Raw genomic sequence first — 15817 nt, forward strand, 5'->3', positions numbered from 1 at the left:
TGCGGATCCGCTTCGTTACGTGTCGTCTGACACAGCATGGGCTTGGAGCGCCCTCCGCTCCACAATCTCAAGCGCGCTTGCATGCGTGGCTTCGAGGACAACGGGCGGCGCACACCCGGCTTCGTACGCCTCCTGCCATCGCGCTGCGCACAAGCACCACCGATCGCCCGGCTGCAACCCTGGAAAGTTGTAGGCTGGGCGGGGCGTGCTCAAGTCATTGCCTTGCGCTTTTGTGAACGACAGAAACGCCTCCGTCATTTCCGCACAAACCACGTGGCGGCCTCGATCTTCAGGCCCCGTGGTACAATACCCCGTACGGTGAAATCCCGTCTCCGGATCGTGACTACACGGCTGCAGTGGCTCCCCCAGAATACTTTGGGGCGTGGCTCCGTTTGTCGTTGAATGACTTCCCGAATGTAACGAACTCATGATGCAATAGATCGTTAGGGATGTAGTGGTGTAAGAATTGCACTATGCATAATCTGTCTTGCCGCTTGCAGTTTCATGTAACAGTTCCGTAGTTACGTGTTACGGAAGAAGGGGGAGAGTGGTACAGACGAGAGTTGGATACAGAACGTTATTGTATCGGCTGCGACTCTCCAATAGTACTCCTTTGTGCGCGTCGTTGCATGGATAAACCGACTCAGGGCTCCTTTGCACGAACGCATGCTAGAAGGAGACCAAGTGCACCATCAAAATGCCTTGCTTCTCTTGATTACCAACGGGAAGGGGGCCGAGCACGCTACGCTACACAGCTTGTCCTTTACACAACGAACTATTTGCCTCTGACGCAACGATACGCCTCTTGTCATCGGTACTAACACCCCGCACATGCGCGCGCTTATGTCGCATCGTTGGATATACACGAGCCTTCTTGTACTCAGTTGGCTACTTTTTAGCACCTCTACCCTGCCTGCTCAAAACTGGGGCACCCTCGAAGGCACCGTAACGACGCCTGATGAAACTCCCGTTCCTGGAGCAACCATTGTTGTAGACGGAACGAACTTTGGAACAGCTACGCAGTCCGACGGCTCCTACAGTCTACGGCTTCCCACTGGGATCCATCGGCTCCGTTTTTCCGCGATTGGATACAAAGCTCACATCGATTCTGTCGAAGTTCGAGCCAATGAGTCCACGACGCTTGCGGTAACGCTCTCCGATGATGTGGTGGAAATGGACCAGGTGCTTGTAGAGGCCGACGAGTTTGCCGAAGATATCGGCGTACATCGCATCCGTCCCGAGGACATCCAAAACATGCCTACGCCCTTCAAAGATGGCTTTCGGGCGCTTAAAGTCATGCCCGGTGTGGCTACTAACACCGAGCTCTCCCAGCAATATTCGGTACGCGGCGGCGGTTATAATGAAAACCTGATCTTTCTAAACGGCTTTGAAGTCTTCATGCCGTTTCGTCCGCGTCAGGGCGAACAAGAAGGACTCGGGTTGCTGAACCCCGATATGGCATCCGACCTTACGTTTTACACCGGTGGGTTTCCGGCGCGCTATGGCGGCAAGCTGTCGTCCGCCCTCGACGTGCAATACCATTCGCCCAAAGACGAGACCCTCCGGGGAAGCGCGGATATTTCACTCCTCGATGCCAGCGCGCACGCCCGTGGCGCCGCCCTCGACAATCGGCTTAGCTGGAACGTGGGCATCCGTCATGCCCAGCCCGGACGCTTCTTTGGCACCCAAGATGTGCAGGGCGATTACGATCCTACCTTTACGGATGTGCAAGGCTTGTTCACCTATCGCATTGCTCCGGGCCACGAGCTGGATGTGCTGGGGCTCTACGCCGATCACACGTTTGAATTAGAGCCGCAAACCCAGCAAACATACTTCGGCATCCTCGGCCTCAACCCCGATGCCCCTACCGACCTGCAAGCGCTCTGGGTCGATTACGATGGTCAGCGCCAGGATGGGTATACCACCGAATTCCTGGGAACGCGTCTATCGAACCAACTCACCGATCAGCTCCGCATTAGCCACCAACTTGCCTACTTTGGTACCGAAGAAACCGAGCAGTTCGACATCGTAGGCCGTTCAGAGCTGTTTCAGGTGGATCCGCAGGGCGATCCCAATTCGGGCGAGGGCCACTTCGGCATGGGGCAATCCGACCAGATTGACTTTGGAGACAACCGCGTGCGGGTTGAAACGCTCACGGGAGGCGGAAGCTACCATCTAACGCTCGACCGGCATGCCGTTGAGGCCGGATGGGATGTGCGTGGACTGCGCTTTACCGACGACATTGATGAACTGTTTGCGATTGAACCACGCAACGGATCGCGTATTGTGGTGGATAGCCTGCAGGATGCTGCTCAGTTTAACGAAATGCAGGCCGGCTTCTACATCCAAGACGATGTGAACGTGTTTTCGAATGGACGAGGCGGCCTCTCGGTGTCTGGCGGACTGCGCACGGACTATTACTCGTTTAACGATGAGTGGACCGTTTCGCCTCGGCTGTCAGCACGCTACCAGGCGACCGACGAGTTGCTGCTCATGGGCTCCCTTGGCATTTACCACCAAGAACCAACCTATCAGGAGCTTCGTGGCACGCCCCAAGACGATGAAACCATTTCTGAATCGCTTAACCGTGACCTGAACGCGCAACAGTCTATACAGGGCGTGCTCGGCGGTGAATACTTTTTGCCCAGCCGCCGCTTATATATTCGCGCCGAGGCGTACTACAAGAACCTCAACAACCTCATCACCTATGACATCGAAAACATAAGCGTTCAGTACTCCGGCGAAAATGACGCCCGGGGCTTTGTCTACGGACTCGACCTGCAACTTCGGGGAGAGTTTGTACCGGGGCTCGAAAGCTGGTTCAACTATAGCTTTATGACCGCTCGCGAACGCATTCATCCCGAGTTTCAAACCGACCGGAATCAGGGCCTCGTTCCACGCCCAAGCGACCAACGACACACGTTCTCTGCCTTTCTGCAAGACTATATTCCGGGCGACGAAAGCTGGAAGGTGCATATGCGCATGCTATACGGAAGCGGACTCCCCTACACTCCCCCGTTGCCGGGCCCTCGTGATGAGGTGACTGGCCAAGTGCTTCAGGTAGATGGACCCCGCATGTCTGGGCGCATTCGTGCCTACCGGCGTGTTGACGTCGGCGCCACAAAGCGCGTTACGCTGCGCGAAGGCAGTGCCCCAGTGCATCTTGACCTGACCGCCGAGGTGCTCAACATGTTCGATATGACCAATAGCGTGGCGTACGACTGGATTCCCAACGATGACAACGAGTGGACGCGCGTCCCGCGTCGGCTTACGCCACGTACCATCAATGCCCGGCTGAGGCTGTCGTTTTAGCGACGTCCCTTCCTGGTTTTTCCATAACAGCGTATGTTTTAGATCGGGACGCAAGAGCACCCCAATGGGTGTGTCGACGCGGAGCATCGACACAAGAGCAACAGGGACTCCGCTCAAGATGACAGTGTTTGAAGGGGGCGTCGCGTGCTGTGTCACACCTGAAAGTTATGGTCCAAAATTGTCATCGCGAGGAGGGAGCATGCGACCGACGCGGCGCTGTGAGCGTGGCGAACGAGTACGCCTGGGGGGCGATCTCATGCCGTTGATTGGACAGCTGCATCCGGCCTAATAGCATGAGATTGCGTCGCTCCGCTCGCAATGACAAGGGTGTGAGTAGTTCTCGGTACGTTAGGGTGCCCGAAGATTGACGCATGACACAGCAGTAGTACGTGTGCATCGTAACGAATCGGCGTCGCATCCGTCTCTTTGCTGTTCTTAATGCTCATGACCGTCGTCGCTTGGGTTGGTCGGGGGACGGCGTAGTGTTTGGCTCACGCCGTTTTGGGTTTGGCACACGCGGCGGCTGCGACGGCGTGCTCGGGCTGCGCTTTGGCACACGACGGGGCTGTCGGCGCGGATTCGGGGTGCGTGGACGACGAGGCGAAGGCGAACCATACGGCATAGCGTATCGCGTCTACGTTGATGCGAAAGCTGATGCAAGTCTAGCGGACTAAATCATATTAATCAGTAAGATGTGTGTTGAAATGCAGGCGCTCTCAAATGCAACAGTTTCGTATGTCGAACTGTCCGGTACAGCACCGAGAGTGCGCTTTTTTCTATAAGGAGGAGACTTCTTCTTTGACCGTCTGTGCGTTACGGCAGTACCGATTACGGTAGTACCAACGCTTCCTAGGCGGTCATTCGTCGATTTTCCCATCAGAATCGAGTCCCCATACGCTATGTTACGCTTTCTCACCCAATTTCTTCCTGCCGGTGCCCAACGCACACTGCGCTCGGCTAAGCGTTGGATCTTTGGCATTGTTGGCATTGGACTCTGCATCGGCGCCGTCATGATGCTGTACCCCATTGGCACCACCTATTGGGAAACAGGATCTTTTCCTGAGTCTGATGTTCATACGCTCTTTATTGGCGGCTTGATGCTGATTATCGGCGTTTTGTTTGTGCTTTCTTTCTTTTCAAAACGTGATCAGCGCTACGCTGAAGCGAAAACCCACGACGAGCCGTGGACCCTCCGTGAGGCATGGGATGCAAACCACATCGAACATCAATATTCTAAGTTTGGATTAGCCATCCTTGGCACCATCTTTCTGGTAGGCGGGCTTGTAGGATTTGGGTGGCTTACCCTTGACCTTATTGTTGGGGAAAGCGATCCGGAGTGGGGTGTCCTCGTTATGATGGTTTTCCCCTTAGCAGGTGGGGTTATGCTTGCCATTGCGTTGAAAGAGTACCGGCGGCGAAGCAAATACGGCACCTCTGCGATGCAACTCGACGAAATGCCGGGTCGCCTGGGCAAACGGCTGTTGGCGCGCGTTCAAGCGAATATTTCACCGCACGAGATTCCTGAAAACGGTATCCAGGTGCAGATCTCTTGCTACAAACGCACGGCCCGATACAAGCGAAAGCGAAGCAGCAACGGAAAGAGCAGTAAATCACTCGAAACAAAGATGCATGTGCTCTGGCGCAACGAACGCCACATGCGTCCGCTATCTCAAGGAGCAGACGGCATCGAGATTCCCGTCTCTTTTCAACTGCCTGAAAACCGGCCAACATCGACTCCAATTCGCCGCTCCGACAAATACCTGGCCCGCAACAGAGTATCTGATATTATCTGGCGCGTGCGCATCCGTGTAGAAACCGACGATGGGGTCGATTACAATGCCACTTTCGAGGTACCAGTGTTTGAGTCTGAGGATACCTCCAAAGCGGCAGCTCCCCCCCCCGACGAAGCCGAAGAAGCCGTCTCTACCGAACAGGTCTTTTGGGACCTGGAAGCCGATGAAGAAAAGCTTGGGCCGGCTGCTGAAGAAACGGAGCCCGCTGTTTCAGATCCATATGATGAATACGTGGTGCGGCCTTCGCTCACCGAACCCATCAGTCCGAATGTGTCGCTGGAGCGCAGCACTGGCCACTTTCGCCTACATGTAGCTCCCGACCGAAGCCAAATCACACCGTACATATTTGGGGCCATCGGTGCCGGAATGACAATTGGAAGTCTGTTCTTGTTTGGGGCCAACTTTTGGGGCGGATTTATGCTCTTGGCGTTTGGTGCGCTTCTTCTATGGGCAGCCTATTCCGCGCTCACGAAAGAAGCCACACTCACTATCTCAAACGGCACTATCGATGTTAAAGGCGCTGCCACCTTCGGAAAAAGCGATACGGAAATCCCGATCTCCGACGTCAAAGACATATGGGTGATGGTTGGCGGCAGTGAAAAGCAAGCCAACTACAAAATTGTGATCGAGCGTCACGAAACAGAGCTCAGCGATGATCGAATGCAAGAAGCTGCTGGTAAATTCGCCGACACGATGGGCATGATTGTAGGAGAAGATAAGGTTGACCAGATGAAGACCGCCTACGATGAGAAAAAGCACCGAGCCGCCAGCATTGATGGACTACACAACAAGATGGAAGCAGACTGGATCGCTGAACAGATTCGCGAGGTGGTAGAGTCCGAGGCGCGATATGCATAGCACCTGCGTGCCCGATGCTCCCAGAGGCTTTTGAGGTGGTTCGTTCAGCCTCGTCGACGCAGCACCGGCCACGTCTCCACGATCTCGTCGCGGTGCACGGCGTGCAGTACGGACTGGGTGGCCACGGTCACGCACGCATGGTTGGGCACAATGCGCAGCCGGTCGCCCACGCCAAATGTTGCCCCGCCCGGTACGGCCATCCACCCGTGCTCTTCAGAGAGCCCCGTGATTTCAGCATGGGGATGCCGACGCATAAACGCGGCGTTGTACAGGGGAATGCCATACCCAGTAGTTTGCGTACCGGTGTCGGTCGTTAGGATTTTTTTGCCCGCATCCACAAATACGCGCTCGGTTCCATTTGGTGCGCGATGACGACTCACCGCCTGGGTGTACACGGTCAACGCACAGGCATCGAGCGAACACACGCCGAGCGTGTGCTGCATGGCGTCGTGAAAGACGTAGTTGCCCGGACGAATTTCGGTGATTTGCAGCCCTTCGTAGATTGTGTTCTTAAAATATCGTATCGAGGGCGTAGAGCCTATGCTCACCGTAAAGTCGCGTTTAGCAACAGCAGGTGTGGCATCTTCATAGATGCGTGCTGCGGCCTGCAGGATGCGATCTCTTTCTTCTTGGGCTACGCGGCGGAGCGCCTCTTCTTTCGTTTCGCCATTGCGTGGCCCGCTGTAGCTATGCCCGGCATGCGTGAGCACTCCGACAAGCCGGAGGCTATCGGACGCAATGATTTGCTGTGCACGAGCGGCTATGTCGTCGCTATCGTACCGCACTCCACAGCGTCCATGCCCCGTGTCGATTTCCAGCAGCACCTCCGCCGGATTGTCTGGAGCATATGCCGCACTAGCCTGCTGGATGCCCGCTTCGGTATCCACACAAAACCGTACGGTAGCATGCGAGCGCAAGGCGCGCACTCGGGCATGCACATCCGCGCCAACAAGTGGATAGGCAACGGTTAGGTCGGTATAGCCAGCCTCAGCAAATTGCTCGGCTTCGTCGAGTGTGGCTACGGTGAGTCCAACGGCTCCAGCCTCGTACTGCCGTTTTGCAATGGCCGGACACTTGTGCGTTTTGGCATGCGGACGCAGCGCTACGGTTTGGGCGTTGGCCCGGGCCTGCATTGCTTCGATGTTGGCATCGAGCCGGTCAACGTCGACCAACAGGGCGGGGGTGGATAGCGTGTCGATCGGAGCCAGTGCAGTAGACATAGGACAGAGCAGCGGTAAACGTAAGAACAGGGCGTATCCAGCATGACAAACGCCCACCTCGATCGAGCGAGATGGGCGTCTACAATGCATCAGATGGCATGAGCAACCAGATCAAAACGATCCCATGGAAACGCGAAGCCGGTTGCGGGCGCGCTCAAGGGCTTCCTCGGCTTCCTTGCGTTCTTCCGGCGTGGCACTTTCACGAAGCAGCTCCAGTGCGCGTTTCTCAGCGGCCTGAGCGCGTTCAGTGTCAATATCAGAGGCGGGCTCAACGGTCTCAGCCAGCACGATGACGCGGTTGTCGAGCACTTCGAGAAAGCCTCCGCTCGTAGCAAACGTGATGCGTCCGTCGCTGATCGTCAGCTCTTCGTACGCCTCTTCGGTCTTGACCACAATTTTGCCGATGTCAAAGGCAGCAATCATGGGAGCGTGGTTGCGCAGCACCTCGAACGAGCCTTCAATACCGGGTGCTTGCACGCCCCGAGCCGAGCCTTCGAAAGCGCGGCCATCGGGAGTCACAATGTCAACGTGGAGTTCGGTAGCCATGAGCGTAGGGGGATGAAGTCGAACGGAAGCCGACGGACACGGAGGTTATTCGTCTTCGGCAAGCATTTCTTCGCCTGCTTCGATGACCTCTTCGATGGGGCCCTTCAGCAGGAAGGCCCGTTCGGGTAGATGGTCGAGTTCGCCATCGAGAATCATGCGGAAGCCACGAATGGTTTCGTCGATAGGCACGTAGGCACCGGGGGTACCGGTAAACTGTTCGGCCACAAAGAACGGCTGGCTTAGGAAGCGCTGCACGCGACGGGCGCGGTTTACGGCCTGCTTGTCTTCGTCGGAGAGCTCGTCCATTCCCAGAATGGCGATGATGTCCTGCAGCTCTTTGTAGCGCTGCAGAATCCCTTTCACCTCTTGCGCCGTCTTGTAGTGCTCTTCGCCCACAGTGCGGGCGTTAAGGATCTGGCTGTTGGAGTCGAGCGGGTCAATCGCCGGGTAGATCCCTTGCGCCGACAGTTGACGCGACAGGACGGTGGTGGCGTCAAGGTGAGCAAACGTGGTGGCCGGAGCGGGGTCAGTCAAGTCATCCGCCGGTACGTACACTGCCTGGAACGACGTAATCGAGCCCTTTTTGGTGGAGGTAATGCGCTCTTGCAGGTCCCCCATTTCGCTGGCCAGCGTCGGCTGATAGCCTACAGCACTCGGCATGCGTCCCATAAGAGCCGACACCTCAGAACCGGCCTGTACGAACCGGAAAATGTTATCGAGGAAGAACAGCACATCGCGCCCTCCAAGGTCGCGGAAGTACTCTGCAATGGTGAGCCCGGTCAGCCCGACGCGGGCACGCGCTCCCGGCGGCTCGTTCATTTGGCCAAAGACCAACGCCAGGTTCGAGGTCTTGATGGCCTCCATATCGACCTTGTCAAGGTCCCAGCCGCCTTCTTCCATGGCCTCGTCAAACTCTTCGCCGTAGGTCATCACGCCCGACTCCAGCATTTCGCGGAGCAGGTCGTTGCCTTCGCGCGTACGCTCGCCGACGCCGGAGAATACAGACAGGCCTTCGTGTGCCTTCGCAATGTTGTTGATAAGCTCCTGAATCAGCACCGTTTTTCCAACGCCGGCACCGCCGAACAGCCCGACCTTGCCTCCTTTCGGGACGGGCTGGATGAGGTCCATCACTTTGATGCCCGTTTCGAGCATCTCAACCGAAGACGCTAGATTGTCGTAGCTGGGAGACGGCTGGTGAATGGGGCGTTGCTCGTCTACCTCAGGCTGCGGCAAGCCATCCACAGCGCGGCCTGTTACGTCGAACAGGCGTCCACGAATAGCCTCGCCAATTGGCACTGAAATAGGGCGTCCGGCGTGCTTCACCGCTTGGCCTCGCTTTAGGCCATCGGTGGAATCCATCGCAATGGAGCGGACCCGGTGTTCACCCAGGTGCTGCTGCACCTCGAGCACGAGGTCCTCGCCCGATTCGCGTTCAATGATAATGGCATCCAAGATGTCGGGCACGGCATCCGGCGGGAACTCTACGTCCACCACCGGGCCTACGATTTCAACGATTGAGCCCGTTTGTTCTGCAGTTTGTACGTCCATGAGGAAATGGTCAAGTCCGATTGGTTCGGTCGGCAGCGCAACATACCGTGCCCGCGACCAAAAAAGAGCGTTCGCGGCACGTCATGAACATAGGTGTCTGCCTCCCCAAATGCTTCCACTCAACATGGCTAAATCGCGGAAACACGGCAAAGAATCATGGAATTTCGGGTGGAACTGCTACAGATGTGTGTTACATGGGGGGATGCCTCGCATGGGCGCCTTGTTTGTGGGGCAGCAGCCCGCCCCCGGTTCTCTGTTACGGTGGCAGCCTGTCCCGTCGCCTTGACGGAACCGCCTGCCACCCTCGCGGCCCGATCTGCCATTCTTGAAAATTACGTTGCGCTAAATCAATCTGTTTTAAGTTGCTACTGACAAGCTGACAGCCTGTGCCACGCTGGTATGCTTTTCGTCGATTGTCTTGAATGCCAGCGCGGTGCGCCGGCCGGTGGTTGGCCGCAGACGCAGCGCATCCACCGGTCCATCTATTTGTTTGATTAGCGAGACACTCTATTATGAATCTGCAGAAGTTTACCGTCAAAGCGAAAGAGGCTGTACAGGCAGCCAGTGAGGTCGCGGCCTCGCACCAGCATCAGGGCGTAGAACCTACGCACTTACTGAAGGCCTTTTTAGAGGATCCCGATAGCATTGCGCTATCCATCTTGCGTCGCATTGGCGCTAACCTGGATCGGCTCAACCAGGTGGCCGAATCGGAAATCCATAAACTTCCTAAGGTGTCGGGCGCCAGCGTATCCGGACAGTACTTAGGTGATGCGCTCAAGAAGGTGTTCGACCGTGCCCGGGCCGAAGCCGATGTGATGAACGACGAGTACGTGTCTACCGAGCACTTGCTCGTCGGGCTTGTAGAGAGCAAGGAAGCTGTCGGCCAAGCGCTGCGCGATCAGGGGGCGTCCAAAGACACGCTGCTGGAGGTGCTTGACAATGTGCGTGGCACACAGTCGGCAGACGACCCACATGCCGAAAGCCGCTACGAAGCGCTCGACCGATTTGCCCGCGACCTAAACGAGCTGGCGCGCCAGGGCAAAATCGACCCGGTCATTGGGCGCGACCAGGAGATTCGGCGTGTGTTGCGCATCCTGTCGCGGCGCACAAAGAACAATCCGGTGCTGATCGGTGAAGCGGGCGTCGGTAAAACAGCTATTGCCGAGGGCATTGCCACGCGCATCGTGCAGGGCGACGTACCTGAGAGCATGCAATCGAAACGCATCGTAGCGCTCGACATGGGCGCGCTCATTGCCGGGGCCAAGTACCGTGGCGAATTTGAGGACCGCCTGAAGGCTGTGGTCAAAGAAGTGAGCGAATCCGATGGCGAGCTGATCCTCTTCATCGACGAGATCCACACGCTCGTGGGCGCAGGTGCCACCGAAGGCGCCATGGATGCTGCCAATATCTTGAAACCGGCACTGGCCCGCGGCGAGTTGCGCGCTATTGGCGCCACCACACTCGACGAGTTCCGCAAGCACTTTGAGAAAGACCGTGCGCTGGAACGCCGCTTTCAAAAGGTGGTCGTCGATGAGCCCAGCATCGAAGACACTGTCTCCATTTTGCGTGGGCTGAAGGAGCGCTACGAGGTGCACCACGGCGTGCGCATCCAGGATAGCGCATTGGTGGCCGCCGCCGACTTGAGCGAACGCTACATTACCGACCGTTTTCTGCCCGACAAGGCCATCGACCTGATCGACGAGGCCGCGGCGCAGTTGCGCATTGAAATCGACTCGATGCCCGCTGAACTCGACCAGCTGCAGCGTGAGATCCGCCAGCTCGAAATTGAGCGCGAGGCGATGAAGCGCGAGGAGAACGAAACAAAGATCGCGTCGATCAACGAGGAGCTGGCAAACCTTGAAGACGAGCGCGACGCGCTGCAGTCCCGTTGGAAAGAGGAGAAAGAGCTCATCCAGACGGTGCGGTCGGCTAAAGAAGAGATCGATCGGATGCGCGTGGAGGCCGAAGACTTAGAACGTCAGGGCAAATACGACGAGGTGGCCGAAATCCGCTACGGACGCATCCCCGAGTTGGAGGCTGAAGCCAAAGCGGCCAACGAAAAGCTGGAGGCCATTCAGGAAGATGGCGCCTTGCTCAAAGAAGAAATTGATGCCGAAGACGTAGCCGACATTGTATCACGCTGGACAGGCATCCCGGTGAGTCGCATGCTGGAGAGCGAGCGGCAGAAGCTGCTGCGTATGGAAGACGAACTTGCCAAGCGCGTTGTTGGCCAGCCCGAAGCCATCCAGGCGGTGTCTGATGCCGTGCGGCGCGGACGGGCGGGCCTGCAAGAAGAAACGCGTCCGATTGGGTCGTTCATCTTCCTCGGCACCACCGGCGTTGGCAAGACCGAACTGGCTAAGTCGCTTGCGCACTTTCTCTTCAACGACGAGGATGCAATGGTGCGCATCGACATGAGCGAGTACCAGGAGCGCCACACCGTGAGCCGCCTGATTGGTGCTACCCCCGGCTATGTTGGATACGAAGAGGGCGGACAGCTCACCGAGCAGGTGCGCCGCAAGCCGTACTCCGTTGTGCTCTTCGACGAGATCGAGAAGGCCCACAACGAAGTGTTCAACACGCTGCTGCAGGTGCTCGACGACGGACGCCTGACCGACAATCAGGGCCGCACGGTGGACTTCACCAATACCATCATCATCATGACGAGCAATCTGGGCTCGGAGGTCATCAGTGAGCGCATGGATCGTGCTGATGATGGCTTCCTGTCGGATGCTGAGCAGCAAGAGCTCGAAGAGCAAATCATGCAACTGCTGAAGCGGAAGCTGCGTCCCGAGTTCTTGAACCGCATTGATGACATTGTGATGTTCCGCTCGCTCGGACGCGAAGAAATCCGGCAGATTGTGGAGCTGCAGTTCGACCGCATTGCTCGGATTGCCGCGAAGAGCCACAATCTTACGCTACAGCTCAGCGACGCCGCGAAAGACTGGCTGGCCGACCGCGGATACGACCCCGCGTTTGGTGCGCGTCCGCTCAAGCGGGTGCTGCAGCGGCAGGTTGCCAACCCGCTGGCCGAGGAAGTACTCTCTGAATGGGTCGGCAAAGGCGACACGGTGTACATCGACCTGGCCGAGGACGAGTCGGGCTTGTCGTTCGAAACGCGGCCCGAGACTGAACCCGTGGCGGCGTAGATCGAACGCGTCGGTACATTCGGTAACGCAAAAACGCGTAGGTCTCTGGACTGCAGGGGCCTACGCGTTATTTTTTGTACATCTGAATGTTATGACCCAAATTGTCATCGCGAGGAAGGAGTATGCGACCGACGTGGCGCTGTGAAGGCAGCGAACAAACCCTCCTGGAGTGCAATCTCATCCCGTTGATTGGACAGTTGCATCCAGCCTGACAGCAATGAGATTGCACCCCAAGAGCACTTCCTCCCTGCGGTCGGGGCGCGTCGCTCCGCTCGCAATGACAAGGATGCGATTTTTGCTCGGTACGTTAAGGTCCACATGCGCCCCCCAAACAACCACACGTGACACAGCAGTAGTCATCATCGAAGCCATCCGGCCTCTGGCCTCCCGACGCGCATGGCTGTCCGGCCTTTTAGACACACTACGCTAACAAAAATAGAAGCCAGTGAATGAAAACTGCAATTCCGTAACACGCTGAGTCGACGCGTCTACTTCTGACACCAAGTTAGTCTCTCGTCCCCTAACCTAACCAATTACTTCTGTAATGTCTCTTTATTCTTCTCTGCCAGAAAGTTTACAGACCGTTGGCCGCTGGGTCATGGGTCTTCTTGGTTTCGGGCTGTGCATTGGGGCTGCAGCCATCGTTTACTTCTTTGCTCAGATGTTTTTTGAAGCTGATACTGACCTCGGAAATTTCCTGGCGAGTGTCCTGCCCTTCGGGGTTTTTGCCCTTGTATTTTTGGTGATGGGCATATTGCTGATTCGCAGCGCATTCAAAGGGAATACAAGCCAACGGGCGTATGAAGAGGCAGAGGCGCGTCCCGAACCCTGGACGGCCCGCGAGGAATGGGGTGCGAATAAAATCACGCACACAAGCCGTGTGAGGCGATCGAGAGTGTTTGCCATCGCAATAGTCTTCCTCTTCTTCGTCGGAGGTGCCGGATCAATGGCCGTCTGGGCTATTTGGAGTGAGATCCTCACCGCTTCATCGCCGGAGTGGAGCGTACTTTTTGCGGCGATCCTTCCTATTGTGGGACTACCGTTTGGACTGTATCTCGCAAGGCAGGAGTGGACCCTCTATCAGCGGGGCAAACGGTTTGGCACATCCAAAGCAACGCTTGAAACGATGCCGGGGCGTATAGGCCAGCGAATCGTTGCACAGGTCCAGGCTGCAATCGACCGTTCTGAGTTCCCAGGCCATGGTGCCCAGGTACAACTCTCCTGCTATCAGCGTACGGCACGGTACAAATCCAGTGGAAAAAACAGCCGCAAACTAAAAGAGCACTATCACCTTCTGTGGCGTGCGGAAAAGCAAATGCAGGCCGCCCGCTTCAACGCCAACGGAGCCCAGATTCCTGCTTCGTTTCAGATTCCAGACGAGATGCCACGTTCCACTGCTATCAAGCGCTCCAAGCAGCAGCTGGCTCGCACTGGCGAATCAGACATTGTTTGGGAGATCAAGGTGCGCGCTGAGATGCCTGGGGTTGATTACGAATCGCGCTTTGAAGTGCCCGTCTATGAACCTGAAGAAGCCCCTTCCGAAGACTACACGCCCGACGCCTCTAAGCAATCAGACGGACAGCCTGAGCAGGTCCTGTGGAACCTGGACACCGACCAGGAGGCGCTTCAAATTGGGCAGAAAGATGAATCTTCTTCCCAAGATCCGTATGCCGGCCACGTGGTAGAGCCGTCTCTTACGGGCCCGATCAGCAAGAATATATCGATGGAGCAGGTGGGTGGCCAGGGCGTGCGCATTCGTCAAGAACCTGAACGTAGCCTCAAGGGCATGGGGCTATCTATGCTGTGGGCCGTCCTGGGACTTGGATTCATATTAGCCATTCCAATTGTTCTCCTGACTGTTGATCTCAGCCAGTTTGGTATGTTCGATAATCTGCTCGGATTTACAGTCATTCTCGGGCTGGGACTCGTCTTTTGCCAGGCTGCATGGACAACTTGGGCACAGCAGAAAACGATAACTGTGTCCAACGGCGAGGTGGATGTGAAAGTCAAAGGTGGAAGCGGTAAGAGCGAACGCTTCCCAGTTACGGAGGTGGAGAACGTCGATGTACGAATCTCGGGGAGTCGATCTAACGCCTCTAAGTACCCTCAATCTGATTATCAGGTCGTGATCTTAAAGCGGGGCGCTGCCAAAGAGACTGACAGCGTTGCATCGGGGATTGCAGATACCCTTGGGCAGGTCTTTGGGCAGAAAAATTCCCGTACCATGAAGGGCTCCATCCCGCAGAATCACGCGGCTCCTCTCGACAATCTGCAGAATAAGCAGGAGGCCGACTGGCTTGCCCAACAACTCCGCGATGCCGTGCAGGCCGAACAGCGCTATGCATGAGTGAGCACGGTAATGGATATCAAGCAGTGTGAGGCGGTTTCCTGTTGGGGTGCGATCTCATGCGCCAGTTAGAGCGGTTTACCCTGCTTATAAGGCACAAGATTGCACCCTAAAGGCACTCGCACTCCCTCGCTGCGCTCACAGCGCCGCGTCGCTGGCGCTCCTCGCAATGACATACTCGAAGATTCTTTTGTGGGTCTACTTAGTATTCAGGTGTGACAGAACAACTTCTACTCTCCTTAGCAGAACTTCTGTGTGACGAAAAGGCGGTCCTCATCGTAGTCTACAGCAAGACCGAGGCCTTGCGATGCGTAGTCTGAAGAAAGAATGTTGCGGCGGTGTCCTGGACTGTCCATCCAACCTTCTACGATCGTTTCGACCAGCTCAAATGGCTCGTTCCAGTCGTAGGTTACTGTTGTGCCCGAAGCATCGCGCCGCGTTTGTCGGCTCGAATAGAGGGCGGCGTTGAAGATATTCTCTCCAATGCCGGTTCGATACCCTCCATTGATGGCTTCCTCGCACGTAAAGCCGTACGCGTTGCCTCGATCAGTCGGACTCTCGCCGTCCGGATTTGCGTGACTGAAGAACCCGCGGTCTCGCATGTCCTGACTATGCGCTTCAGCAATTGCAGCCAGATCCTCTGACCAGTCGAGCGATTCGAGTCCCTCACGCGCACGCTCCTCATTGATGGCATCGTGCATCGACTGCGCGATTGCGTCCACATTGTACGAGGGGCGCTCGCCTGCATCGGCAGGCTCATCGGTGTCGGGTACGGTGGGGGCACAGGCCGTTGCAATGAGCAAGACACCCAGGGCCATCCACTTGGGCAACGACATATCAATGAAGCGATGTTTATTCGGGCACAATGATGAACGTGTAGTTTGTATGCATAGTGATGGTATAGAGTGCCCACCACGGGTAGCAGAATCAACTACGGGTTTTCCACTCATGCAAGCAATCGTATAACACGATTATACAGCGGACAACCGGAAGAAGCCGTTTCGTCGTGCTCCCTAATAGAACCGTTATTGGTCCATGTCGGGA

The 15817-nt window shown here is 56.5% G+C and carries 11 protein-coding genes; 5 read left to right on the forward strand and 6 right to left on the reverse strand.

The window, feature by feature from the left end; genetic code table 11:
- Positions 1-15 precede the first annotated feature (15 nt).
- The gene (locus ACZ5AL_RS11685; protein ID WP_464510562.1) at positions 16-429 is read right to left on the reverse strand and encodes a DUF2237 family protein; all 414 of its coding nucleotides are present in this window, start codon (positions 427-429) and stop codon (positions 16-18) included.
- A 414-nt stretch (positions 430-843) separates the two neighbouring features.
- Here ACZ5AL_RS11685 and ACZ5AL_RS11690 point away from each other — a divergent pair, with 414 nt between their 5' ends.
- The 3 genes from ACZ5AL_RS11690 to ACZ5AL_RS11700 all read left to right on the forward strand — a co-directional run bounded on the left by ACZ5AL_RS11690 (position 844) and on the right by ACZ5AL_RS11700 (position 5963).
- Positions 844-3312, forward strand: a complete 2469-nt coding sequence (locus ACZ5AL_RS11690) for a TonB-dependent receptor (protein ID WP_464510564.1) — start codon at positions 844-846, stop codon at positions 3310-3312.
- Between the two features lie 389 nt (positions 3313-3701).
- Positions 3702-3986, forward strand: coding sequence for a hypothetical protein (locus ACZ5AL_RS11695; protein WP_464510565.1), 285 nt, complete (start codon positions 3702-3704; stop codon positions 3984-3986).
- 225 nt (positions 3987-4211) lie between these two features.
- The gene (locus tag ACZ5AL_RS11700; protein WP_464510567.1) at positions 4212-5963 is read left to right on the forward strand and encodes a hypothetical protein; all 1752 of its coding nucleotides are present in this window, start codon (positions 4212-4214) and stop codon (positions 5961-5963) included.
- A gap of 44 nt (positions 5964-6007) precedes the next feature.
- On the opposite strand, the gene ACZ5AL_RS11705 is transcribed toward ACZ5AL_RS11700, so the two are convergent.
- From ACZ5AL_RS11705 to atpD, 3 genes are all read right to left on the reverse strand, one after another.
- Positions 6008-7183 (reverse strand): alanine racemase, encoded by a 1176-nt coding sequence (locus ACZ5AL_RS11705; protein ID WP_464510568.1) that lies wholly within the window; start codon positions 7181-7183, stop codon positions 6008-6010.
- Between the two features lie 111 nt (positions 7184-7294).
- On the reverse strand, positions 7295-7729 hold the full coding sequence (gene atpC, locus ACZ5AL_RS11710; protein ID WP_464510569.1) for an ATP synthase F1 subunit epsilon: 435 nt from the start codon (positions 7727-7729) through the stop codon (positions 7295-7297).
- Between the two features lie 45 nt (positions 7730-7774).
- Positions 7775-9277: a F0F1 ATP synthase subunit beta gene (atpD, locus tag ACZ5AL_RS11715; protein ID WP_464510571.1), complete on the reverse strand. Its 1503-nt coding sequence runs from the start codon at positions 9275-9277 to the stop codon at positions 7775-7777.
- 512 nt (positions 9278-9789) lie between these two features.
- Here atpD and clpB point away from each other — a divergent pair.
- The gene (clpB, locus tag ACZ5AL_RS11720) at positions 9790-12426 is read left to right on the forward strand and encodes an ATP-dependent chaperone ClpB (RefSeq protein WP_464510572.1); all 2637 of its coding nucleotides are present in this window, start codon (positions 9790-9792) and stop codon (positions 12424-12426) included.
- 574 nt (positions 12427-13000) lie between these two features.
- Here clpB and ACZ5AL_RS11725 read toward each other — a convergent pair.
- Complete coding sequence (locus ACZ5AL_RS11725; protein ID WP_464510573.1) at positions 13001-13297, reverse strand: hypothetical protein; 297 nt, start codon at positions 13295-13297, stop codon at positions 13001-13003.
- Between the two features lie 75 nt (positions 13298-13372).
- On the opposite strand from ACZ5AL_RS11725, the gene ACZ5AL_RS11730 reads away from it, so the two are divergent.
- Positions 13373-14773, forward strand: coding sequence for a hypothetical protein (locus tag ACZ5AL_RS11730; RefSeq protein WP_464510575.1), 1401 nt, complete (start codon positions 13373-13375; stop codon positions 14771-14773).
- Positions 14774-15012: 239 nt separating this feature from the next.
- Here ACZ5AL_RS11730 and ACZ5AL_RS11735 read toward each other — a convergent pair whose 3' ends face one another.
- Positions 15013-15609: a CAP domain-containing protein gene (locus ACZ5AL_RS11735; RefSeq protein WP_464510576.1), complete on the reverse strand. Its 597-nt coding sequence runs from the start codon at positions 15607-15609 to the stop codon at positions 15013-15015.
- Positions 15610-15817 lie beyond the last annotated feature (208 nt).

It is taken from the genome of Natronotalea proteinilytica, assembly GCF_055379935.1.

What these genes read in the sequence shown, in the direction of transcription:
- ACZ5AL_RS11685 (WP_464510562.1), bottom strand. Translation starts at nt 429, where the DNA reads ATGAGTTCGTTACATTCGGGAAGTCATTCAACGACAAACGGAGCCACG.
- ACZ5AL_RS11690 (WP_464510564.1), top strand. Translation starts at nt 844, where the DNA reads ATGTCGCATCGTTGGATATACACGAGCCTTCTTGTACTCAGTTGGCTA.
- ACZ5AL_RS11700 (WP_464510567.1), top strand. Translation starts at nt 4,212, where the DNA reads ATGTTACGCTTTCTCACCCAATTTCTTCCTGCCGGTGCCCAACGCACA.
- ACZ5AL_RS11705 (WP_464510568.1), bottom strand. Translation starts at nt 7,183, where the DNA reads ATGTCTACTGCACTGGCTCCGATCGACACGCTATCCACCCCCGCCCTG.
- atpC (WP_464510569.1), bottom strand. Translation starts at nt 7,729, where the DNA reads ATGGCTACCGAACTCCACGTTGACATTGTGACTCCCGATGGCCGCGCT.
- atpD (WP_464510571.1), bottom strand. Translation starts at nt 9,277, where the DNA reads ATGGACGTACAAACTGCAGAACAAACGGGCTCAATCGTTGAAATCGTA.
- clpB (WP_464510572.1), top strand. Translation starts at nt 9,790, where the DNA reads ATGAATCTGCAGAAGTTTACCGTCAAAGCGAAAGAGGCTGTACAGGCA.
- ACZ5AL_RS11730 (WP_464510575.1), top strand. Translation starts at nt 13,373, where the DNA reads ATGGCCGTCTGGGCTATTTGGAGTGAGATCCTCACCGCTTCATCGCCG.
- ACZ5AL_RS11735 (WP_464510576.1), bottom strand. Translation starts at nt 15,609, where the DNA reads ATGTCGTTGCCCAAGTGGATGGCCCTGGGTGTCTTGCTCATTGCAACG.